The organism is Streptomyces sp. DI166 (genome assembly GCF_900091315.1).
Classification (GTDB): Bacteria; Actinomycetota; Actinomycetes; order Streptomycetales; family Streptomycetaceae; genus Streptomyces; species Streptomyces fuscus.
Genome location: NZ_FLSP01000122.1, coordinates 1 through 20716 on the forward strand (window position 1 = coordinate 1; position 20716 = coordinate 20716).

The following is a 20716-nucleotide window of genomic DNA, read 5'->3' on the forward strand; positions in this document are numbered from 1 at the left end:
GGCCGTACCGCCGCCCGCGAGGGTCTCGCGGGCCTTGCGCAGGAGCGCGCCGAGCCGCTGCGCGCCCCGCGCGTACACGGGGTCGTGCGCGACCAGGCGTTCGGGCTCGGCGAGCGCCCGCGCGAGGAGCTCGTCCGACGGCGGCGGCAGGGCGACCCCGGCGGCCCGCTCCTCGTCGCGCAGGGCGCGGCCGAGGCGCCGCAGATCGGCGGCGTCCATGCCGGCGAGGGGGGAGGTGAGCAGGGTGAGGGCGGTCTCGGTGTCGAGCCAGCAGGGAGAGGTGTCGGGGGCGTCGTCCTCCTCGGCGGGCGTCCGCTCGCTCCGCCCCGCCTCGGCCTCCGCCACCGCGCGCAGGGCCGTCAGCAAGGGCGCCACCGCCGGTTCGTGGCGCAGGGCCAGGTCGTCGCCGTCGATGTCCAGCGGGACGCCCGCCGCGGTGAGGGCGCGGCGCACCGCCGGGATGGTGCGGGACCCGGCGCGTACCAGGACGGCCATCTCGCTCCAGGGGACGCCGTCCTCCAGATGTGCCCTGCGCAGGATGTCGGCGATGTTGTCCAGCTCCGTGCCGGGCGTCGGGTACGTGTACACCTCGACGCGGCCGCCGTCCCTTATGGGGGCGAGTTCGCGGTGGGCGCGGACCTTGTCGGCGGGCAGGCGGGTGAGCGGCATCCGCTGGGTCAGCAGCCGGGTCGCCGCCAGCAGGGCGGCGCCGGAGCGGCGGGAGGTGCGCAGCACCGCGACCGGCGCCGGGCGGCCGTCCACGCGCGGGAAGGCGCGCGGGAAGTCGAGGATGCCGTTCACATCGGCGCCCCGGAAGGCGTAGATCGACTGGTCGGGGTCGCCGAAGGCGACCAGGGTGCGCCCGCCGCCGGCGAGCGCGTGCAGCAGGCGGACCTGGGCCGGGTCGGTGTCCTGGTACTCGTCGACGAACACGGCGTCGTACTGCCCGGCGAGCCGGTGGCCGACCTCGGGGCGCCGGGCGAGCAGCACCGCGCGGTGGACGAGTTCGGCGTAGTCGAGGACGCCCTGGAGGTCGAGGACATCGAGGTACTCGGCGAGGAAGGCGGCGGCGGCGCGCCAGTCGGGGCGGCCGATGCGGCGGGCGAAGGCGTCCAGGGCGTCGGGTCCGAGGCCCAGCTCGCGGCTGCGGGCGAGGACCGCGCGGACCTCGTCGGCGAAGCCCCGGGTGGTCAGGCAGGCGCGCAGTTCGTCGGGCCAGCGCACATGGGCGAGGCCGAGCCGCTCCAGGTCGGGCTGGCCCGCGAGCAGTTCGCGTACGGCCACGTCCTGCTCGGGGCCGGACAGCAGCCGCAGCGGCTCCACGAACAGGTCGGAGTCCTGGTGGGCGCGGACCAGGGCGTAGCAGAACGAGTGGAAGGTGGTCGCCTGCGGGGCGCGCGCCGCGCCGGTGCGCAGCGCCATGCGGTCGCGCAGTTCGACGGCCGCCTTGCGGCTGAAAGTGAGCACCAGGATGCGCGCCGGGTCGGTGCCCCCGGCGATCCGGCGGGCCACGGACTCCACCAGCGTGGTGGTCTTGCCGGTGCCCGGACCTGCGAGAACGAGCAACGGTCCGGTCTCGTGCTCAACCACGGAGCGCTGTGCCGCGTCCAGAAGAGGGGGGTCCACTCTGGCCGGCGGGGTACGCACCAGTCGGTAAGCGCCACGGCTCCCCTGTCGCACCTGGGGGTGCGACAGGCGTCCGGTGGAGGAAGAGGAGCTCACGTGGTTCGCCGGTCCTGGTGGGTGTGCTGGTCGGCCGGGCACCGCGCGGTAAGAGCGGTGGCGGCGGGATGAGGGGGACGCGTGCAGCCGACGCTACGCCGCCGGACCGACCGGAAGCAGGGCTTCCGATTCATCCCTCGGTGCGCTCGCGCCACATGAGTCCCTCGACTCACGAACGTACGTCATGCCACGCATGTGCCCCTGTTCCCCCGTACGGATCACAGGTCACACCGCGGCCCGTCGAATGGCGGAAGCTTTCAGGTGTGACCTTCCGTCCGTCCGCCGCCGTCCCAGCGCGCCCGTTTCATGTCCAGGCGCGGCAGGTGGCCCTCGGCGGTCCGGCCCGCCTCCCGCAGGGGCGTGCCCTCGGCGCGGTAGTGACCGAGCGCCCGCAGCTCGTGCCCGGGCAGAAGCACCCCGTCCGAGCGGACGACCCGCCACCAGGGCACGGCGCCGCCGTACAGGGCCATCACCCGGCCGACCTGTCTCGGGCCGCCCCCCTGAAGCCACTCCGCGACATCCCCGTAGGTCATGACGCGCCCGGGCGGGATCAGTTCGGCGACCTCAAGGACCCGCTCGGCGTACTCGGGCAGCGCGTCCGCGTACTCCGCGCGGGCGTCCTCGTACTCCGGGCGGGCGTCCTCCGGAAGGATCTCCTCGCTCATCCGTCCCATCCTGCACCACCCCACCGACAATGTGACGGGCCGCTCACGGTGCGTGCCCCTCGCCCCGAGGCAGCGCATCCGGCAGACTGTGCGGCCCGTATCTGCACCCTGACGCCCCCGCGTGTCGGTGGGGCATGCCACCATCATGCGGGCGGTGACCGTTGATACGAGATCAAGAAGAGACGATGAAGCAGCAGGGTGTGCACCCCGAGGACGCGGAGAGCACCTCTGAGGCTTCGTCGCGCCCCGACGGCCCCGACGACAGGAAGGGCGCGGCCACGGACGACGACCGGCCCCCCATGTACGGCGAGCCGCCCGCCGACGCGGTGGAGGGCGACGAGCCGCTGCTCCCCGCGCGCGTGCACCGTCCCTCCGACCTCATGCGGCTGCTGGTGGGCGTGCTCGCCGTGGCCGTCCTTATCGCGGTCGCCGCGTTCGCGCACGGCACCACCTCCGGCCTCGAACAGGACATCAACAAGGGCACCGGACAGGCGCCGGACCTGCTCATCAAGATCGCGGGGCTGGCCTCCAGCATCGCGATCCTGCTGGTCCCCGTCGCCTTCGCGATCGAACGGCTGATCAAGCGCGACGGGCTGCGCATCGCCGACGGTGTGCTCGCCGCCGTACTGGCGCACGGTGTGACACTCGCCACCGACCTCTGGGTCGCCGAGGCCGCTCCCGACTCCATCCAGGAGGCGCTGACCCAGCCCTCCCCCGGTGATCTCAACGCCCTCACCGACCCGGTGCACGGCTATCTGGCCCCGGTCATCGCGTACATGACGGCGGTCGGCATGTCCCGCAGACCGCGCTGGCGCGCGGTGCTGTGGATCGTGCTGATGCTCGACGCCTTCTCGATGCTGGTCACCGGGTACACCACACCGTTCTCGATCATCCTCACGGTGCTGATCGGCTGGTCCGTGGCGTACGGCACGCTGTACGCGGTCGGCTCCCCCAATGTCCGCCCGACCGGCCGGACGCTGATGGCGGGCCTGCGGACCGTCGGGTTCCGCCCGGTGAGCGCGGCCCGCGACGAGACCCCTGAGCAGGCCGACAGCGGTGACCGCGGCCGGAGATACTTCGTCACCCTGGAGGACGGCCCGCCGCTGGACGTCACGGTCGTCGACCGGGAACAGCAGGCCCAGGGCTTCTTCTACCGCGTCTGGCGCAACCTCACCCTGCGCGGCTTCGCCACCCGCCGCAGCCTCCAGTCGCTGCGCCAGGCCCTGGAGCAGGAGGCGCTGCTCGCCTACGCGGCCATCGCGGCCGGCGCCAACGCGCCCAAGCTGATCGCCACCTCCGAGCTGGGCCCCGACGCGGTGATGCTGGTCTACGAGCACACCGGCGGGCGCACCCTGGACTCCCTGCCGGACGAGGAGATCACCGACGAACTGCTGCGCAACACCTGGCACCAGGTACGGGCGCTGCAGTCCCGGCGTATCGCGCACCGCAGGCTCGCGGGCGACGCGATTCTGGTGGATCGTTCCGGCAAGGTGATCCTCACCGATCTGCGCGGCGGCGAGATCGCGGCCGGTGACCTCCTGCTGCGCATGGACATCGCCCAGCTCGTCACGACGCTCGGCCTCCGCGTGGGCGCCGAGCGCGCCGTCGCCTCAGCGGTCCGCGTCCTCGGCCCGGACACCGTGGCCGACTGCCTGCCGATGCTCCAGCCCATCGCTCTGACCCGCGGCACGCGCGCGACCTTGCGCAGACTGGGCCGGGAGCGCGCGGAACGCGAGCGCGAGGCGGTCCTGGAGGCGTCCCGGCTGGCCAAGCAGGCCCGCGCGGAGGCTTCCGGGGACGACGTGCCCGTGCTGGAGAAGGCCGACAAGAAGACCGTACGGGCGCAGGCACGGGCCGAGAAGCGGGCCATCGACGAGGCCATCGAGGAGGCCCGCGAGGAGGACCTGCTCACCCAGATCCGGCACGAGGTACTGCGGATCAGGCCGCAGGCGCCGGTCGAACCGGCCCGCCTCGAACGTGTCCGGCCGCGCACGCTGATCAGCTTCATCGCCGGCGCCTTCGGCGCGTACTACCTGCTGACCCAGCTCACCCACATCGAGTTCGGCCCCCTGGTGTCCAACGCCGAGTGGGGCTGGGTCGCCGCGGCCGTGCTCTTCTCCGCGGCCAGCTACTTCGCGGCGGCACTGTCGCTGCTCGGGTTCGTGCCGGAGCGGGTGCCGTTCCTGCGGACGGTGGCGGCACAGGTCGCCGGGTCCTTCGTGAAGATCGTCGCCCCGGCCGCGGTCGGCGGCGTGGCGCTCAACACGCGCTTCCTGCAGCGCTCGGGAGTGCGCCCGGGCCTCGCGGTGGCCAGTGTGGGCGCCTCGCAGTTGTTCGGGCTCGGCTGCCACATCCTGATGCTGCTGGCCTTCGGCTATCTGACGGGTACGGAGAAGACGCCGTCGCTGTCGCCGTCCCGGACCGTCATCGCGGGTCTGCTGACGGTGGCGGTGCTGGTGCTCGTGGTGACGTCGGTGCCGTTCCTGCGCAAATTCGTCGTCACGCGCGTGCGGTCGCTCTTCGCGGGTGTCGTCCCGCGGATGCTCGACGTGCTCCAGCGGCCGCAGAAGCTGATCACCGGCATCGGCGGCATGCTGCTGCTGACGGCCTGCTTCGTGATGTGCCTGGACGCCTCCATCCGCGCGTTCGGCAACGAGCAGACCTCGATCAGCATCGCCAGCGTCGCCGTCGTCTTCCTCGCGGGCAACGCGCTCGGCTCCGCCGCCCCGACCCCCGGCGGTGTGGGCGCGGTCGAGGCGACCCTGACCGTCGGTCTGATCGCCGTCGGCCTGCCCAGCGAGGTCGCCGCCCCGGCGGTGCTGCTGTTCCGGCTGCTGACCCTGTGGCTGCCGGTCCTGCCGGGATACCTGGCGTTCAGCCACCTCACACGCAAGGGCGCGCTGTAGCGCGACCGCCTCGGGTCCGTACCTCGTACGGACCGCGCCCCGAGCGCCCGGTGCTGCCCCACCGCAGGATGGGATCATGCCGAACCCCGCCCGCCTGCGCGCTGCCGTCCTGACCGCCACCGTGCTGCTGTCCTCCCTGCTGGCGGGGTGCGGCGGCGACGATTCCGAGGACGAGGACCTGACGGCCCAGAAGCTCGACTGGGAGGACTGCCCGGCCCCCTCCCAGGCCGAGGGCGGCGGCAATCCCCCCTCGCCGCTGCCCGACGGGGACCAGTGGCAGTGCGCCACCATGAAGGCGCCGCTCGACTGGGACGACCCCGAGGGCGACACGATCGACCTGGCGCTGATCCGCGCCGAGTCCAGCGGCAGAGCGAGCGAGCGGATCGGCTCGCTGGTGTTCAACTTCGGCGGCCCCGGCGGCTCGGGCGTCACCACGCTGCCCGCGTTCGGCGAGGACTACGCGGCCCTGCGCACCCGGTACGACCTGGTCAGCTTCGACCCGCGCGGGGTGGGCCGCAGCGCCCCCGTGGAGTGCGAGAACGACCAGCAGCTCGACGCCTACTTCCAGCAGGACGCGACCCCCGACGACGCCGAGGAGCGCACCGAACTGCTGGACAACACCAAGGAGTTCAACGCGGCCTGCGAGGAGAACTCCGGGAAGGTCCTGCCGCAGGTGCGCACCACCGACGCGGCCCGCGACATGGACCTGATGCGCCAGGTCCTCGGCGACGACAAGCTGTACTACTTCGGCATCTCCTACGGCACCGAACTGGGCGGCGTGTACGCCCATCTGTTCCCCAAGCGGGTCGGGAGGGCCGTCTTCGACGCGGTCGTCGACCCGACGCAGACCCCCGAGCAGGGGTCGCTCGGCCAGGCCCGCGGGTTCCAGCGGGCGCTCGACAACTTCGCCGAGGACTGCACCTCCAAGGTCGAGGACTGCCCGATCGGCGACACCGCGCAGGACGTGAAGGACCGTATCGCCAAGCTGTTGGCGGACCTCGACCGCAAGCCGCTGCCCGGCATCTTCCCGCGCGACCTGACCCAGACCGCGGCGACCAACGGCATCGCGCAGGCCCTCTACTCGCAGGACTTCTGGGAGTACCTGACCCAGGGCCTTGAGCAGGCGTACGACGGCGACGGCAGGATCCTGATGCTGCTGTCCGACTCCATGAACGGCCGCAACGAGAACGGCGAGTACAGCAACATCACCGCCGCCAACGTGGCGATCAACTGCGCCGACGACAAGCCGCGGTACACCACCGAGTTCGTCGAGTCGAAGCTCCCGGAGTTCCGGGCGGCCTCCCCGCTGTTCGGCGACTACCTGGCCTGGGGCATGCTCAGCTGCACCGACTGGGCCGTGCCCGGCGCCGCCGACCACCCGGACGTGAGCGCGCCCGGGGCGGCGCCGATCCTCGTCGTCGGCAACACCGGCGACCCGGCCACCCCGTACGAGGGGGCCCGGAAGATGGTGCGGGCGCTGGGTGAGGGGGTGGGGGTCGAGCTTACGTACAAGGGGCAGGGGCACGGCGCCTACGACAGCGGGAACCGGTGCGTGCAGAGCGCGGTGAACGGCTACCTGCTGGAGGGCAAGGTGCCCCCGGCCGGGACGGTCTGCACCTGAACGAATCGGAAGCCTGAGCAAAACCGCAGGTCAGAAGGTTATCCACAGGCCGGAACGGGATGCGTGGACTATGCCTACTATGGCCTGACCGCCATCCGCAGCACGGCGCGGAAGGCCCACGACGGGGGGAGTACACATGGCACGTTTCGCACGGTGGGCGGCACTGACCGCCGCCACCGCACTACTGGTCACCGGGTGCAGCTCGGGAGGCGACGAGGACGGCAAGAGCGGCGAGAAGAGCGAGGGCAAGAGCCCCACGGCCGCCGCCGATCCTCGGCTGCCCGCCTCCCTGACCTCCCAGAAGCTGGACTGGAAGGAGTGCGAGGCCACCGACGACTCCGAAGCGCCGGGGGACGACTGGCGGTGCGCGACGCTGAAGGCGCCGCTGGACTGGTCGGAGCCGGCGGGCGAGACGATCGACATCGCGCTGATCCGCTCCGAGGCGACCGGTGACGACCGCATCGGCTCGCTGCTGTTCAACTTCGGCGGGCCCGGCGGCTCGGGTGTGTCGTTCATGCCGTACTACGCCTCCCTCGCCTCCGACCTGCACAAGCGCTACGACCTGGTGAGCTTCGACCCGCGCGGGGTCGCCGCCAGCGAGGGCGTGCGGTGCCGCAGCGACCAGGAGATCGCTGCCGCCGAGAGCGTGGACTCCACCCCGGACACCCCGGCCGAGGAGACGGCCTACTTCGAGGACGCCGCCGACTTCGGCAAGGGCTGCGCGAAGTCGGCCGGGAAGCTGATGTCCCATGTGTCGACCACTGACACCGCCCGCGACATGGACCTGATGCGCCAGGTCCTCGGCGACGAGAAGATGCACTACTTCGGCATCTCCTACGGCACCGAACTGGGCGGCGTGTACGCCCACTTGTTCCCCAAGAAGGTGGGGCGGCTGGTCCTGGACGCGGTCGTCGACCCGAGCGCGGACTCGGTGGACCACGCCAAGAACCAGGCCAGGGGCTTCCAGCGGGCGCTCAACAACTACCTGAAGTCCACCGGGCAGGACCCGCAGCAGGGCACGCAGAAGATCGCCGACCTGCTGAAGCGCATCGACGCGAACCCCCTTCCGACCTCCTCCGACCGCAAGCTGACCCAGACACTGGCCATCACCGGCATCGTGCTGCCCCTGTACAGCGAGTCCGGCTGGCCGACGCTGACCAGCGCCCTGAAGGCGGCCGAGGCGGGGGACGGCTCACAGTTGCTGAGCCTCGCCGACGACTACAACGAGCGTGACGCGTCGGGCCGCTACGGCACAGGCACCCACTCGCAGCGGGTCATATCGTGCCTGGACGCCAAGCAGCGCCCGACCGTCGAGGAGACCAAGGCACTGCTGCCCGAGTTCGAGAAGATCTCACCGGTGTTCGGCCCGTTCCTGGGCTGGGACACGGCCGGCTGGTGCCACGACTGGCCGGTCCCCGGCCAGCACGACACCCCCGAGGTGAGCGCACCCGGCGCCTCCCCCATCCTGGTCGTCGGCAACACCGGCGACCCGGCCACCCCCTACGAGGGCGCCCGCGAGATGGCGAACGAACTGGGCAAGGGCGTGGGCATACTCCTCACCTGGCAGGGCGAGGGCCACGGCGCCTACGGCAGCGGCAGCTCCTGCATCGACACCACGATCGAGGACTACCTGCTCTCGGGCACGACCCCGAAGTACGGCAAGGTCTGCGACTGACGCCAACGGGGGTCCCGGCCACCCGAGGTGCCTGGGACCCCCGCCCGTCGGGCCCAACTCCACCGACCTGACGTGGGAGCGGATGAAAACCTCAGATTGCGCTGGGTGTGTACCTCGGTGCGACAAGCTCGGCCAGGACCCGCAGGCGTGCGTAGTAGTCCCTGCAGTACTCGTCATCGATCAGGGGCAAGACTTTGTCGAGGTCCGTGATGCAGGCCCAGAGGATCGCGACGTCGTCATCCCCCAGCCCGCCTCTCAGCTCCTGCATGACCAGACCCGCAACACTTGAGTCAAGCAGGATCAGCTCCACCCCTGCGACGTCCACACCACGGAAGCCGCCGGGGAACGGCGCCCGCCGGTGCGCCTCCCACAGCGAACAGAGCCGGTCGTTCAAGTCTGGCTTGCCCATGCCCTGATTCTCCCCAGACGGTGACTCGTTCGGAGCCGGGGTGCTGTGTGTGCACGTGTAGTGCTCGCCGTCGTCACCGGCCGGATTCGCCGACAGTCCGGCTGCAAGGTCGGCCAGGCTGCCCGGTCAGCGCCTGGGCATGCCATGCCAGGGATCGTTCACCAGGGATCTGACAGTGAAGGCCATCCGGGCCCCTGTCCATTGCCCCAGGTGAACGTCACTGAACCCAGCCCAGGAGCCAGCCGACACCGACCCGCAACGGCAGAAAGCCCACGGCGTCCGAGCAGTTCGGAGCCGTGGGCTTTCTCAGTCCCACCGGTCGGCGGGGCCGGTGGTCAGTAGACCGGCTTCTCCGGTTCGATCTGGTTGACCCAGCCGATGACGCCGCCGCCGACGTGGACCGCGTCGGCGAAGCCCGCGGACTTCAGGACCGCGAGGACCTCGGCGCTGCGGACGCCCGTCTTGCAGTGCAGGACGATCTTCTTGTCCTGCGGGAGGCTCTCCAGGGCGGTGCCCATGAGGAACTCGTTCTTCGGGATCAGCTTGGCGCCCGGGATGGAGACGATCTCGTACTCGTTGACCTCGCGGACATCGATGATCTCGATGTTCTCGCCGTCGTCGATCCACTCCTTGAGCTGCTTGGGAGTGATCGTCGAACCGGCGGCTGCCTCCTGGGCCTCCTCGGAGACGACGCCGCAGAACGCCTCGTAGTCGATGAGCTCGGTGACCGTCGGGTTCTCGCCGCAGACGGCGCAGTTGGGGTCCTTGCGGACCTTCACCTGGCGGTACTGCATCTCCAGGGCGTCGTAGATCATCAGGCGGCCGACCAGCGGCTCACCGGTGCCGGTGAGGACCTTGATGGCCTCGGTGACCTGGATGGAGCCGATGGACGCGCAGAGCACGCCCAGGACGCCGCCCTCGGCGCAGGAGGGGACCATGCCCGGCGGCGGGGGCTCCGGGTAGAGGCAGCGGTAGCAGGGGCCGTGCTCGGACCAGAAGACCGACGCCTGGCCGTCGAAGCGGTAGATCGAGCCCCACACGTACGGCTTGTTCAGCAGCACGCAGGCGTCGTTCACCAGGTAGCGCGTGGCGAAGTTGTCCGTGCCGTCGACGATCAGGTCGTACTGGCTGAAGATGTCCATCACGTTGTCGGCTTCGAGCCGCTCCTCGTGAAGGATCACGTCCACGTACGGGTTGATGCCCTTGACGGAGTCACGGGCGGACTCGGCCTTGGAGCGGCCGATGTCCGACTGGCTGTGGATGATCTGGCGCTGCAGGTTCGACTCGTCGACCTCGTCGAACTCCACGATGCCGAGGGTGCCGACGCCCGCGGCGGCCAGGTACATCAGCGCCGGCGAGCCCAGGCCGCCGGCGCCGACACACAGCACCTTGGCGTTCTTGAGCCGCTTCTGCCCGTCCATCCCCACGTCGGGAATGATCAGGTGGCGGGAGTACCTGCGGACCTCGTCTACGGTGAGCTCAGGAGCTGGCTCGACCAGGGGTGGCAGCGACACGGGGGCTCCGTTGGTCGGTTCATCACTACGGTTGTTCTCTCCGTAACAGTGCCATGGCCTTTTTCATTCCGAGACACCTGTTCCGATCCGCGAGACGATTTCGTCCCAGTAGCCGGGCATGGCCTCCCACGGGTCGCCGCGCCCGCCGCGGTCCGTCCGGTCGGTGAACCAGATGGTGGCGGCGCCCTGCCAGCGGGCCACGCGCAGCGCCTCCTCCAGGTGGCCGCGCGGCACTCCGTGGACGAAGTGGCAGAAGCGGTCCGGGGGATAGTCCGCCGTCCACTCCGCCACCTGCGACCAGCGGTACTCGCTCCACGGCCCGGAGAAGGTGACCAGTTGGTCGGCGCACTCGGCGTAGCCGGGGTAGGGGTGCGTGCCGTGGCCGAGGACGATGTGGGCGTTGTCACGCAGCGCCCGGAGGGTGGTGAGGGCGCGCCGGATCTCCGGGAGCGCCGTCCGCTCCGTGGGACAGCGGTCCAGAAGGAAGCCGTCGACCCGGTACCAGTCGACGTACCGGTGCGCCTCGGAGATCACCTCCTCGAAGGAGCGGGCGCCGTGCGCGGTGTCCAGGCGGCCGAGGATCCGCACCCCGGCGGTGTGCAGCCGGGCGGCGGCCTGGAGGCAGTGCGGGTCGGGGCGGCTGCCGGGTCCGTCGGAGACGTCGAGCACCGCCCAGTGGACGGGGGTGCCGGGGCGGGCCAGCTCGGCCCATTCGGCGGGCGCGACGAGGGGGTGGGCGAGGCCGGGGACACCGAGGCCGATGTGCAGGTCGGTGACCCAGGTACTGGGTTTGGTGCTGGTCAGATGCGGCATGCCGCCTCCATCCAGATGTCTGCCAGGGATTCTTCGAGATTGATCCGCGGCCGCCAGCCGAGCCGGTCGCGCGCGGTGCGCACATCGGCCTGCTGCCAGCTGCCGCAGCCGTCCGGGTACGGGAACGCGACGGGCGTGGCGTGGTCGGACTCGGAGCGCGGGTGGCCGATGGTCGCCCGCAGCGGCCCGGGCGGGCCGTCGAGTTCGTGGAGGGCGCCGCCGTACCCGGCCACGCGCGCGAGGACGGCCGCGGCGTCACGGAGCCGTACGGCGCGTCCGGAGCCGATGTTGATGACGCCCTGCGCGGCGGACAGGGAGGCGGCGTGCACCGCGCGGGCGACGTCGCGGACGTCGACGAAGTCGCGCTGGGCGCCGAGTCCGCCGAGCTTGAGCTCGCCGTCGCCGGACTGCATCGCGCGCCGCATGGCCTCGGCGAGCCGGCCGAGCGGGGAGCCCGCGGGCGTACCCGGACCGGCCGGGGAGAAGACCCGCAGCACCACCGCGTCCAGGCCGGAGCCGAGGACGAGTTCGGTGGCGGCGAGCTTGCTCACGCCGTACGGGCCGCCGGGCCGCGGCACGGCGTCCTCGGCCGTGGAGGAGCCGGGCTGGCTGGGCCCGTACTCGGCGCCGCAGCCGATCTGCACCAGCCGGGCCCCGCAGCCGCTGCGCCGCAGCGCCTCGCAGACCGTGGCGACGGCGACGGTGTTGTGCCGGGTGAGTTCGCGGGCGCCGCCGCGGGTGGCGCCCGCGCAGTTGATGACGACGCCCGGGTGCACCGCGTCGAGGAAGCGGGTGAGGGCGCCGGGGCTGCCGGACGCGAGGTCGAAACGGACGTCGGCGTCGTCGCCGCGGCCGAGGGCGGTGAGCTGGACGGCCGGGTCGGCGAGCAACCGGTCGGCGACGTAGCGGCCGAGGTAGCCGTTGGCTCCGATCAGCAGGACTCTCATCGCGCCGCTCCCGGGGCCGAGGGTTCGGGTCGGGAGGTGATCATGTGGGGTTCTCCTTCGGAGGGATGGTGCGGGGTGCCTGCGGCGGACGGGGCGCGCGGTGGGGGCACGCGCTCGTACGCGCGGGACGCGTCAGCACGACGCGTCCGGCGTGGCGTGGGCCGAGGCTCGGGTCAGGGTTCGGCTGGAGTGGATGAGCAGGGTCAGGGCGCCCGTGCCGCAGGCGAGCGCCGGGACGGCGCCCGTGCCCCACGCGGTGACGAGCGTTTCCACGGGCACGGCCAGGACGTCGCAGCCGGGCAGACGGGCAGCGAAGACCGCGGCGAGCGCCAGTGCCTCGGCGCCCGCCGTGACGGCGAGGACCCGCGCGGGGGCGTGGGTGAAGCCGTGCGCGGCGAGCAGCCGGGCGAGCAGCAGCAGGGCGCCCAACGTGAGCGACTGGGCGTACGCGACGGGTTCGCCGAGGCCGGCGCCGCAGAGCGCGAGCAGGCCGGTGAGGGCCGCGAGGTACAGGGCGAATGTGCCGAGCAGCAGGGGCTGTACGGAGGTCGCGTACTCCTCCAGGCCCCGGCTGGCGGCGAGCCTGCGGCGGGCGCGGGCGGTGAAGAGGTGGGCGCACCAGAGGGCGGGGGCGCAGGAGAGGGCGAGGGCCAGGACTCCGGCCGGGGCCGCCGTGGGCGGGGCGTCCGGGCCGCCGGTCAGGGCCGCGCGGAGCAGGGCGTCGCCGAGGGCGGCGTAGGCGATCAGCCAGCACGTCCAGCCGCCGGTGGGGCGCGCGGTGCGGTCGGCCAGGCGCAGCGGGCCGCGGGACAGGGCCGCGCGTACGGCGAGGGCGACGGCCAGGGTGCCCACGGCGGCGACGATCAGCCGGAGCTGTCCTTCGGTGAACCGCGCTCCCGCCACGGTCGCCGCGCCGAGCGCTCCGGGGAGCAGGGCGAGCAGCGCCCAGTCGGCCCGCGCCCGGGGGGCGCTCGGCACGGTGGTGCGCGACGGCGCGTCCTCGTCGCGGGGCACGCGCGCGTACAGCTCCTCGGCGAGTGAGAACACGTCCCGGTGCCGGAAGCGGGCCGCCGTGCGGTCGGTGACGCCGTGCGCCTCCAGGCCCGCGGCGATCTCCAGGGGGTCCACGGCCCGTTCGCACAGCTCGCGGTGACGGTGCATCAGCGCCTTCACGGGGTCCACGGCGGTGCGGCGCGGGCGCGCGGGCGGCACGACCGACCGGTCCGGCCCTGGTACGTCTGACCCCGGTACGTCCGGCCCCGGTACCTCCGGCCCCAGTACGTCCGTGACCGGCCCGGAGGCGGGCTGTTCCGGTACGTCGTCCTGCCCCGCCGCCCACTCCCGGGACCGCTCGTCCCAGCCGCCGGGGCTGTCGGGTGTCCCGGGGCGGTCCAGTTCGCCGAGCCCGCTCATCGCGCGCCCTCCACGGCCACCCGGGAGGTCGCCCGTACCGGCGGCCCCGCCGCCCAGCCGGGGCGGCCGCGGGCCATCAGACGCACCGCCGGACCGGTCCAGCGGCCGGGGACATGGGCCTCGGCGGGTACGGCGAACGGCAGGGGTTCGCCGGTCTCGTCCAGGACCACCCGGCGTACCGGGCAGCGCGCGACGATCTCCAGGTAAATGCCGTGAAATGCCGCGACGTTCTGCTCGACGGTGAACAGTTCGAGGGCACGCGCGCGTGCGGCCGCGCCCAGGCGCTCACGGCGCTCGGGGTCGCGCAGCAGCGCCACGCACGCCTCCGCGAGCGCCCGCGGATTGCGCGGGGGCACCACGAGCCCGGTCCCGCCGATGACCTCCACCACCGCGCCCACGTCCGTGGAGACCGTGGCCCGGCCGCAGAGCATCGACTCGACCAGGCTGATCGGGAAGCCCTCGACCACGCTGGACAGCACGGTCACGGCGCCCGCGGCGTACGCGTCGGCGGACGTCGGCAGTTCCGGGCCGCCGATCTCCTCGAAGGAGACGGGGTTGTCGCCGACGGCGTGCAGACCGTCCGCCTCGTCGGGGAAGAGCTGCGCGGCCAGCGCCTTGCAGTGGCCGAGGTACGCCTCGCCCTCACCCGCGGAGGGCGCCCCGACGATGCGCAGCCGGGTCTTGGGCTCCTCCTTGCGGATCTCGGCGAAGGCGTGCAGCAGGGAGACGAGGTCCTTGGTGGGCTCCACCCGGCCGACCCACACCAGAGTCTCGGGGTCCGCGCTGTCGGGGCCTTCGCCGACCTCGGAGAAGCGGGAGGCGTCCATGCCGGGGTAGACGGTGCGCAGCTTGGCGCGGTCGGCGCCGCAGTGCTCCTGCCAGCGGCGGGCGTGGGCGTTGCCCGGGGTGATGACCTCCGCGCGCGCGTAGATCTCGGCGGCGAGGCGGCCGTGGAAGGCGGCGAGCAGCGCGCGCACCGCGGGCGGGGCGTCCCCGGCGGCGAGGTAGTGCGTGCGCAGCCGCACGCCGTACTCCGTCACCAGGAGCGGTACGCCGAAGAAGTGCCGGGCGAGGAGCCCGGGGAGGGCCGCGGGGCCGCCGGAGGCCGCGTGGCAGAGGTCGACCGCGCCCAGGCTGTCGCCCTCGTACCAGTCGAGCGAGAGGGGGCGCAGGGCGCGTTCCAGATGCGCCGCGACGGTGAGCAGTTCGGGGACGCGCGCCGTGCGCGCCGTGCGGAGGGCGCCCGGTGCACGGCAGGCGCGCTCCAGGGCGCGTACGGCGGTTTCGGAGCGCAGCGCGCCCGCCAGGCCTCCCTCGTCGCGTGCCAGCTCCGCGAGCCCGTACAGCGCACTGCCGAAACGGTCCGCCTCAGCAGCCGACACGCCCCCGGAGCGCGCGTCCCCGGCCCGCGGGCCCTCTCCCCCGGCGCACAGCACATCCGCCAGCGCGCCGTAATGCTCGACGAAGCGCCGGCGCGCACGCCTGCCGTACACCACCCCGTCTTCCTCCGCGCTCCACAACGGCGCGGTGCGCACCCGGCATACCTGCGGCGGCAGCGGGACCCAGCCCTCCTCCTCCTGGCGCTCGCTGCGGCTGAGCGCGTAGACGTCGAACTCGTGCTGCCCGAGCCCGCGCACGAGCCGGTCGCACCAGAGCCTGGCGTCACCGCTCACATACGGATAGCCACCCTCCGTAAGCAGTCCGATGCGCACGAGTGCACCCCCGATCTCCCTTAAGGGGAGCCGCCGTTGACCCGGCGGCTCGCAGCGGGACGAACGTATGCGGACAAGGCGGTGGCGCGACGGACGGTTGTCCATCGCGCCACCAAAAGGGGTGAACGGTCGTAACTTTCCCGTGCGGGTAGCGTTCCGTCGCGCTAAGAGATCATGCAGTTACGTTTCGTTCGGTCACGGCCGACCTCCCGGCACGCGGGCCGTCAACTTCCCGGATAAGCCCAAGGATTGGGGCGGCAGCTGATCCCGTCGTGCTTGAGGAACTTGGTCTGCTGCTGCATGACCGGGGCGAGGTCGCCGTCCTTGTCGCAGGTCACATGGGAGAACCCGAGCCGGTGGCCGATCTCGTGGTTGATCAGCATCTGGCGGTAGGCGTGGATCTTGTCGCCGTAGGTCTCCGAACCCTGCGCCCACCGATAGGCGTTGATCATCACGCGCTCGGTGGCGGCGGAGTCGCACGACACGTTGTCCACGGTCGTGTCCAGGCCCGACTTGGCGCACCACTTTGCCGTCGTGCCCGGGCTGGCCAAAGTGATCACGAAATCCGGCTTGCCGGTGTGGATGCGCTCGAAGGTGCGGGCACCGTCGTGCGCCCAACTCCGGTCGTCGTTCAGCGTCTTGTGCACAGCCTGCGCGAACAGCTCGCCGTCGAGGCCGAGCCCCTGCTCGATGTCGACCCGGTACGTGTACTTCCGCCCCTTGCCGGGCGCCTTGTCGACGCCCTTCACCGCGTCGAACTTCCCCGACCCGGAGAGTTCAGCGCTGAGCGGGAACGTGCTGCCCATCTGCTGCTCGTACGTCAGCGGCGCCTGGTTCGGCTCGGAGGGCGTCGGCCGCCCGTCCCCGCGCGAGGCGGCGTCCCGGGAGTCGCGCGCCTGGTCGGTGGCCGCCTGCGGACGCCCCTCGGCGTCCTGGCGCTGGTCCGCGACCTGACCGGCCACCACGACCGCGAGGACGGTGGTGACGGCGGCGGCCGCGATACCGGTGAAGGCACGCCCCTTGGAGCCCTTGGCGGACACCGGTGCGCCGGTCGGCGCGAGGTGGTCGGAGTCGGTCTCGCTGGGTACGCCGACCGCGGCGGAGGACCAGTCGGTGACGGAGCTGTACGGGTCGGCGGAGGCACGGGGAGTGAAGACGTCGGCGTCCTCGAAGGCGTCGACGTACTCCGGCCGCGGCCCGCCCCGGAACTCCGGGGGCCGCTGTCGCGGTATGACGGGACCGGTCGCCGTACCGGTCCTCAACTCGCCCCAGCCGCCACCGGGTTCACGCTGCTCCGGGTGCCCGCCCCGCACCTGCGGAAAGCCGTGCGCGGGCGTGCCGTCGGGGAAACGCGGGGTGCCGTGGGCCGGAGTCCCGTCGGGAAGCCGCGGAAAACCGTGCGCGGGGGTGCCGTCGGGGTATCTCGGTACGCCCTGAGCCGGGGTCCCGTCGGGGTAGCGGGGCACGCCCCGAGCCGGGGTCCCGTCAGGATGGCGCGGCACCCCCCGAGCCGGAGACCCGTCAGGATGGCGCGGGACCCCACGCGCCGGAGTCCCGTCCGCGAACCGAGGCGCCGCCTGCGCCGGATGCCCGTTCGGATACCGAGGCACTCCCTGAGCCGGAGTCCCATCCGGATACCGCGGAAAACCGTGTGCGGGCGTGCCGTCGGGAAGCCTCGGGACCCCGCGAGCCGGAGTCCCGTCCGCGTACCGAGGCGCTCCCTGAGGCGGTGGTGCCCCATAAACCGGTCCCTGAGCCCCCTGGGCCGGACCCCCGTACCCCGAGGTCCCCTCCGCGTACCGGGGAGCGTCCCGGGCCGACGCCCCGTCGGCCCCTCCTGGCCCCCCGGGCCCTCCCGGAGCCGGCCGGGAGCCGGAGCCCTGCTGTGCGCCCCTCCGCCTCCCGGCGGATTCCGCGGTCACCGCGCGTTTCGGCGCGGGTCCACGGCGACTGTGGCGTCCCACTCGGGCCTCAGCTCCCCGTGGTCTCGGTCATGGCGCCCTCATCATGCACGGCATTGCCGCCCTTCAAGGTCACGCCCCCGTCGACAGCCCCGCCCTGACGCGAGGTCGCCCCATCATGCCCCTCCGCGAGCAGTTCCCGGAACGCCCGCGCCACCACATCCGGGTACTCCATCATCGCCACGTGCCCCGCCTCGGGCAGGGTCAGCAGCCGGGAGTCACGGAAGGCACGGGCCGCCCGCCGGGCCATGCGGTAGCCGACCAGTTGGTCACGCCCGCCGTAGACCAGGAGCGTCGGGGCCAGGACGCGCTCGGCCTGGCGCCACAGCGCGTGCTGGCCGCCGAGGGTGTACGCGTTCACGATCCCCCGCGCGGAGCGCGCCATCGCGTCCCAGAAGTACGGCAGTTGCAGCCGCCGCTCCATTTCCTCCACGGCGTGTCGGAACCCCTCGGGCGTCACCCGCGCGGGGTCGCCGTAGCAGAGCCCCAGGACCCCGCGGACGCGCTGCTCCGCCGTCCACTCCTTGGTGAGCCGGGTGAAGAGCGCGGCCACGCCGGGCACCGCGAGCAGCGCCGTCGGTACGGCGGTGCGCTGGACGCGGATCTCCGGGAGCGCGGGGGACACGAGCGTGAGCGTACGGACCAGGTCGGGACGTACGGCGGCGACGCGCGTGGTGACCGCGCCACCGAGGGAGTTCCCGAAAAGGTGCACGGGTCCGCGCCCGGAGGCGTCGAGGTAGCGGATGACGGCGCGCGCGTGCGCGGTGACGGAGTAGTCGCCGTCGTCCGGCGGCGGGGAGTCGCCGAAGCCGGGCAGGTCAACGGCCTCGCCGTCGACGTCCTCGGCCAACTGCCGCATCAGTTCGGACCAGTTCTGCGAGGAGCCGCCGAGTCCGTGCACGAAGAGCGCGGGCGGCACGCCCTCACGGGCCGGCGGTCTGGACCGTACCGTCAGCGTGATCCCCGGCAGCCCGACCGACCTGAGCCGCTCTCCTTCCGCGACCCTGACGGTCGCCACCTTCGGCAGGACGTTGGCCGCCGGATTGGCGGACGGCAGCTCGGTCGAAGACATGCGGCAATGTTACGAGACGATCACGCAGTGGTTCATGTGTTCGCGGTCACAGGCTTCTCGCCCTTCATGCCGGTCCGCGCGTAGGCGCCTTGTGTTCGCCTGCGCGAAGGCGCTTTTTTTCACCCCTCGCGCCCCCTCTTTCACATCCCGCGCGTAGGTGCGCACGGAGTGACCTCTCGGACGCGGATCGCATAGCGTCGGAATCGGGTGTCTCCTAGGCTCGTACAGAGGGCACCCGCGTGTGGCCCCTGTTTTCCCAGGGACGTTCGTAGGAAGGGAGCCCACCATGGCCGTAGACCCCACCGATCCCGAGACGTTCGAGGACGAGGAGAGCCAGGAAGCGCCGGAGTTCGACGTGGAGGCCCCGGACGCCGACGCGGCGGAGCAGCAGGCCGCCATCGCGCCGGAGCGCGACGATCCGCTCAAGGACGCCGACCAGACCCACGCGAACGTCGCCGACCTCGTAGAACAGGCCCGGATCGTCTCCCAGGACGAGGACGACTATCGGTGAGCGGGCTGTCGGTGAGCCGTCTGTGGGTGGTGTGCGATGCTTCGGGGCACCGCTGAGCAGGAGGGAGACGGACTTTTGCCCTGCTCTCCCCGCTTTGAAACCTTCCGCGCGGCTTTCGCCGGTGTCCGGTCCGTGAAATTCTGCGCTCGCACCGCGCACACCGGGGTTACCGAAAAGTACGATGGCGGCGCGGCGCACACCGCATGTGGACGACTTTGGGAGGCGGCGTGACAGCCATCGAGCAGACAGAGGCGGCACGCCCGCGAGGGACGCGCCTGCCGCGCCGTGCCCGACGGAACCAGCTGCTGGGCGCCGCGCAGGAGGTCTTCGTGGCGCAGGGCTACCACGCGGCCGCGATGGACGACATCGCCGAGCGCGCAGGGGTCAGCAAGCCCGTGCTCTACCAGCACTTCCCGGGCAAGCTCGACCTCTACCTGGCCCTGCTGGACCAGCACTGCGAATCGCTGATCCAGGCCGTGCGCAACGCGCTGGCCTCGACGACCGACAACAAGCAGCGCGTCCGCGCGACCATGGACGCCTACTTCGCGTACGTCGAGGACGACGGCGGCGCCTTCCGGCTGGTGTTCGAGTCCGACCTGACCAACGAGCCCGCGGTGCGCGAGCGCGTGGACAAGGTGACCAACGACTGCGCCGAGGCGATCTGCGACGTCATCGCCGAGGACACCGGCCTGTCCCGCGCGGAGTCGATGCTGCTCGCCTCCGGTCTCGGCGGACTCGCCCAGGTGGTGGCCCGCTCCTGGCTGCACAGCGACCGCAGCGTCCCGCGCGACCAGGCGGTGCAGCTGCTGACCTCGCTCGCGTGGCGGGGTATCGCGGGCTTCCCGCTGCACGGCACGGACCAGCACCACTGACGGGCGTTTGTTCCCGCGCGCTGTTCGCTCCTGGCGTTCTTGCGCGGAGCGTGTACGTCCCCTCACCGGGCTAATGTGTGCTGGGTACGGCGCGGTAGGTCGCGCACTTTCACTGACCGTCGGAGGGACATAGCCGTGGAGGTCAAGATCGGCGTGCAGCACGCGCCCCGCGAGATCGTTCTGGAGAGCGGTCAGAGCGCCGAGGAAGTCGAGCGGGTGGTGTCCGAGGCGCTCGCCGGCAAGACGGCGCTGCTGAGCCTCGTGGACGAGCACGGCCGCAAGGTCCTCGTCCCGGCCGACCGTCTCGCCTACGTCGAGCTCGGCGAGCCGGCCCCGCGCAAGGTGGGCTTCGGCGCGCTGTAAACAGCAGGCAGGCACGAGGCTGCGACGGCAGCCGCGAACGGAGGGCCCGGCGGTTCCAGGAACCGCCGGGCCCTCCGTCGTTCCTCCACTGCCCGCCGACCGGCCGGCCTTCACAAATGGAGCACAGTTCGACCACAGGGGAGGATTGGATTCCGCAGGTCAGGGGTAAGACGGGCTACGACCGTTTCGACCGGGCCGGCCATGTGGGAGGGACCCCCGACATGCTCTTGGAAGCGCTCAGTTCCGCGATCCTCGGCCTGGTTCTGTCCTGGGCGGTGACGGCCCGTCTGCCGCACCGGCTCCCGGCCCGCTCCCTCGTCTTCGCGACCGGCGTCGCGGGGGCCCTGTTCGGCGCCTTCGTCACGCACACGGCGCTGGATCCGGGCAACCTGTTCCTGATCCTCATCGGAGCGGCGGCCGTCTCCGCAGCCTCCCTGTCGCTCCTGCTGCGCCCCTCAGGAAGAAGACTGGGCCGCCGGGCGACGGCGTGACGTAAGAAAATCCGGAGCCCGGAGCCGAAACCGAAGCCGGAAAGCGAGA

The 20716-nt window shown here is 72.2% G+C and carries 17 protein-coding genes; 7 read left to right on the forward strand and 10 right to left on the reverse strand.

Features of this window, described 5'->3' with window-relative positions:
- Together GA0115233_RS35685 and GA0115233_RS35690 are read right to left on the reverse strand one after the other, a co-directional pair.
- Positions 1–1722: ATP-dependent helicase (locus GA0115233_RS35685; protein ID WP_141689620.1), on the reverse strand; the 1722-nt coding region annotated here is incomplete at its 3' end.
- 257 nt (positions 1723–1979) lie between these two features.
- Positions 1980–2387 (reverse strand): MGMT family protein, encoded by a 408-nt coding sequence (locus GA0115233_RS35690; protein WP_284718080.1) that lies wholly within the window; start codon positions 2385–2387, stop codon positions 1980–1982.
- A 185-nt stretch (positions 2388–2572) separates the two neighbouring features.
- Between GA0115233_RS35690 and GA0115233_RS35695 the strand changes: the two genes are divergently transcribed.
- The 3 genes from GA0115233_RS35695 (at position 2573) to GA0115233_RS35705 (ending at position 8589) form a co-directional block, all read left to right on the forward strand.
- Positions 2573–5293: a lysylphosphatidylglycerol synthase transmembrane domain-containing protein gene (locus GA0115233_RS35695; RefSeq protein WP_093724487.1), complete on the forward strand. Its 2721-nt coding sequence runs from the start codon at positions 2573–2575 to the stop codon at positions 5291–5293.
- 76 nt (positions 5294–5369) lie between these two features.
- Complete coding sequence (locus tag GA0115233_RS35700; RefSeq protein ID WP_093724488.1) at positions 5370–6914, forward strand: alpha/beta hydrolase; 1545 nt, start codon at positions 5370–5372, stop codon at positions 6912–6914.
- 136 nt (positions 6915–7050) lie between these two features.
- Positions 7051–8589 (forward strand): alpha/beta hydrolase, encoded by a 1539-nt coding sequence (locus GA0115233_RS35705; RefSeq protein ID WP_093724489.1) that lies wholly within the window; start codon positions 7051–7053, stop codon positions 8587–8589.
- Positions 8590–8680: 91 nt separating this feature from the next.
- Here the strand turns inward: GA0115233_RS35705 and GA0115233_RS35710 are convergent, their stop codons facing one another.
- From GA0115233_RS35710 to GA0115233_RS35745, 8 genes are all read right to left on the reverse strand, one after another.
- Positions 8681–8998 carry a hypothetical protein gene (locus GA0115233_RS35710; RefSeq protein WP_093724490.1) on the reverse strand — a complete coding sequence of 106 codons (318 nt, stop codon included), beginning with the start codon at positions 8996–8998 and terminating at the stop codon, positions 8681–8683.
- Between the two features lie 335 nt (positions 8999–9333).
- On the reverse strand, positions 9334–10512 hold the full coding sequence (gene moeZ, locus GA0115233_RS35715) for an adenylyltransferase/sulfurtransferase MoeZ (protein WP_093724491.1): 1179 nt from the start codon (positions 10510–10512) through the stop codon (positions 9334–9336).
- Positions 10513–10575: 63 nt separating this feature from the next.
- Positions 10576–11325 carry a spherulation-specific family 4 protein gene (locus GA0115233_RS35720; protein ID WP_093724492.1) on the reverse strand — a complete coding sequence of 250 codons (750 nt, stop codon included), beginning with the start codon at positions 11323–11325 and terminating at the stop codon, positions 10576–10578.
- On the reverse strand, positions 11313–12272 hold the full coding sequence (locus tag GA0115233_RS35725; protein ID WP_093724493.1) for an NAD-dependent epimerase/dehydratase family protein: 960 nt from the start codon (positions 12270–12272) through the stop codon (positions 11313–11315). The genes GA0115233_RS35720 and GA0115233_RS35725 overlap by 13 nt, the downstream gene beginning before the upstream one ends.
- Before the next feature lie 132 nt (positions 12273–12404).
- Entirely contained in the window at positions 12405–13685 is a 1281-nt protein-coding gene (locus GA0115233_RS35730) for a hypothetical protein (protein ID WP_093724494.1), read from the reverse strand.
- The gene (locus tag GA0115233_RS35735; protein WP_093724495.1) at positions 13682–15397 is read right to left on the reverse strand and encodes a DUF3492 domain-containing protein; all 1716 of its coding nucleotides are present in this window, start codon (positions 15395–15397) and stop codon (positions 13682–13684) included. The genes GA0115233_RS35730 and GA0115233_RS35735 overlap by 4 nt, the downstream gene beginning before the upstream one ends.
- A 224-nt stretch (positions 15398–15621) precedes the next feature.
- Complete coding sequence (locus tag GA0115233_RS35740) at positions 15622–17007, reverse strand: DUF3152 domain-containing protein (protein ID WP_255310462.1); 1386 nt, start codon at positions 17005–17007, stop codon at positions 15622–15624.
- Positions 17008–17368: 361 nt separating this feature from the next.
- Positions 17369–18430, reverse strand: coding sequence for an alpha/beta fold hydrolase (locus GA0115233_RS35745; protein ID WP_093724497.1), 1062 nt, complete (start codon positions 18428–18430; stop codon positions 17369–17371).
- 286 nt (positions 18431–18716) lie between these two features.
- Between GA0115233_RS35745 and GA0115233_RS35750 the strand changes: the two genes are divergently transcribed.
- The 4 genes from GA0115233_RS35750 to GA0115233_RS35770 all read left to right on the forward strand — a co-directional run bounded on the left by GA0115233_RS35750 (position 18717) and on the right by GA0115233_RS35770 (position 20667).
- Entirely contained in the window at positions 18717–18941 is a 225-nt protein-coding gene (locus GA0115233_RS35750) for a hypothetical protein (RefSeq protein WP_093724498.1), read from the forward strand.
- A 227-nt stretch (positions 18942–19168) separates the two neighbouring features.
- Complete coding sequence (locus GA0115233_RS35760; protein WP_093724500.1) at positions 19169–19813, forward strand: TetR/AcrR family transcriptional regulator; 645 nt, start codon at positions 19169–19171, stop codon at positions 19811–19813.
- 135 nt (positions 19814–19948) lie between these two features.
- Positions 19949–20176, forward strand: coding sequence for a DUF3107 domain-containing protein (locus GA0115233_RS35765; RefSeq protein ID WP_093724501.1), 228 nt, complete (start codon positions 19949–19951; stop codon positions 20174–20176).
- 221 nt (positions 20177–20397) lie between these two features.
- Entirely contained in the window at positions 20398–20667 is a 270-nt protein-coding gene (locus tag GA0115233_RS35770) for a hypothetical protein (protein ID WP_093724502.1), read from the forward strand.
- The last annotated feature ends 49 nt before the right edge of the window (positions 20668–20716 follow it).

Excerpts from the sequence above, each read along its gene's own strand:
- GA0115233_RS35690 (WP_284718080.1), bottom strand. The coding sequence starts at position 2,387 with ATGAGCGAGGAGATCCTTCCGGAGGACGCCCGCCCGGAGTACGAGGAC.
- GA0115233_RS35695 (WP_093724487.1), top strand. The coding sequence starts at position 2,573 with ATGAAGCAGCAGGGTGTGCACCCCGAGGACGCGGAGAGCACCTCTGAG.
- GA0115233_RS35700 (WP_093724488.1), top strand. The coding sequence starts at position 5,370 with ATGCCGAACCCCGCCCGCCTGCGCGCTGCCGTCCTGACCGCCACCGTG.
- GA0115233_RS35705 (WP_093724489.1), top strand. The coding sequence starts at position 7,051 with ATGGCACGTTTCGCACGGTGGGCGGCACTGACCGCCGCCACCGCACTA.
- GA0115233_RS35710 (WP_093724490.1), bottom strand. The coding sequence starts at position 8,998 with ATGGGCAAGCCAGACTTGAACGACCGGCTCTGTTCGCTGTGGGAGGCG.
- GA0115233_RS35720 (WP_093724492.1), bottom strand. The coding sequence starts at position 11,325 with ATGCCGCATCTGACCAGCACCAAACCCAGTACCTGGGTCACCGACCTG.
- GA0115233_RS35725 (WP_093724493.1), bottom strand. The coding sequence starts at position 12,272 with ATGAGAGTCCTGCTGATCGGAGCCAACGGCTACCTCGGCCGCTACGTC.
- GA0115233_RS35730 (WP_093724494.1), bottom strand. The coding sequence starts at position 13,685 with ATGAGCGGGCTCGGCGAACTGGACCGCCCCGGGACACCCGACAGCCCC.
- GA0115233_RS35745 (WP_093724497.1), bottom strand. The coding sequence starts at position 18,430 with ATGTCTTCGACCGAGCTGCCGTCCGCCAATCCGGCGGCCAACGTCCTG.
- GA0115233_RS35750 (WP_093724498.1), top strand. The coding sequence starts at position 18,717 with ATGGCCGTAGACCCCACCGATCCCGAGACGTTCGAGGACGAGGAGAGC.
- GA0115233_RS35770 (WP_093724502.1), top strand. The coding sequence starts at position 20,398 with ATGCTCTTGGAAGCGCTCAGTTCCGCGATCCTCGGCCTGGTTCTGTCC.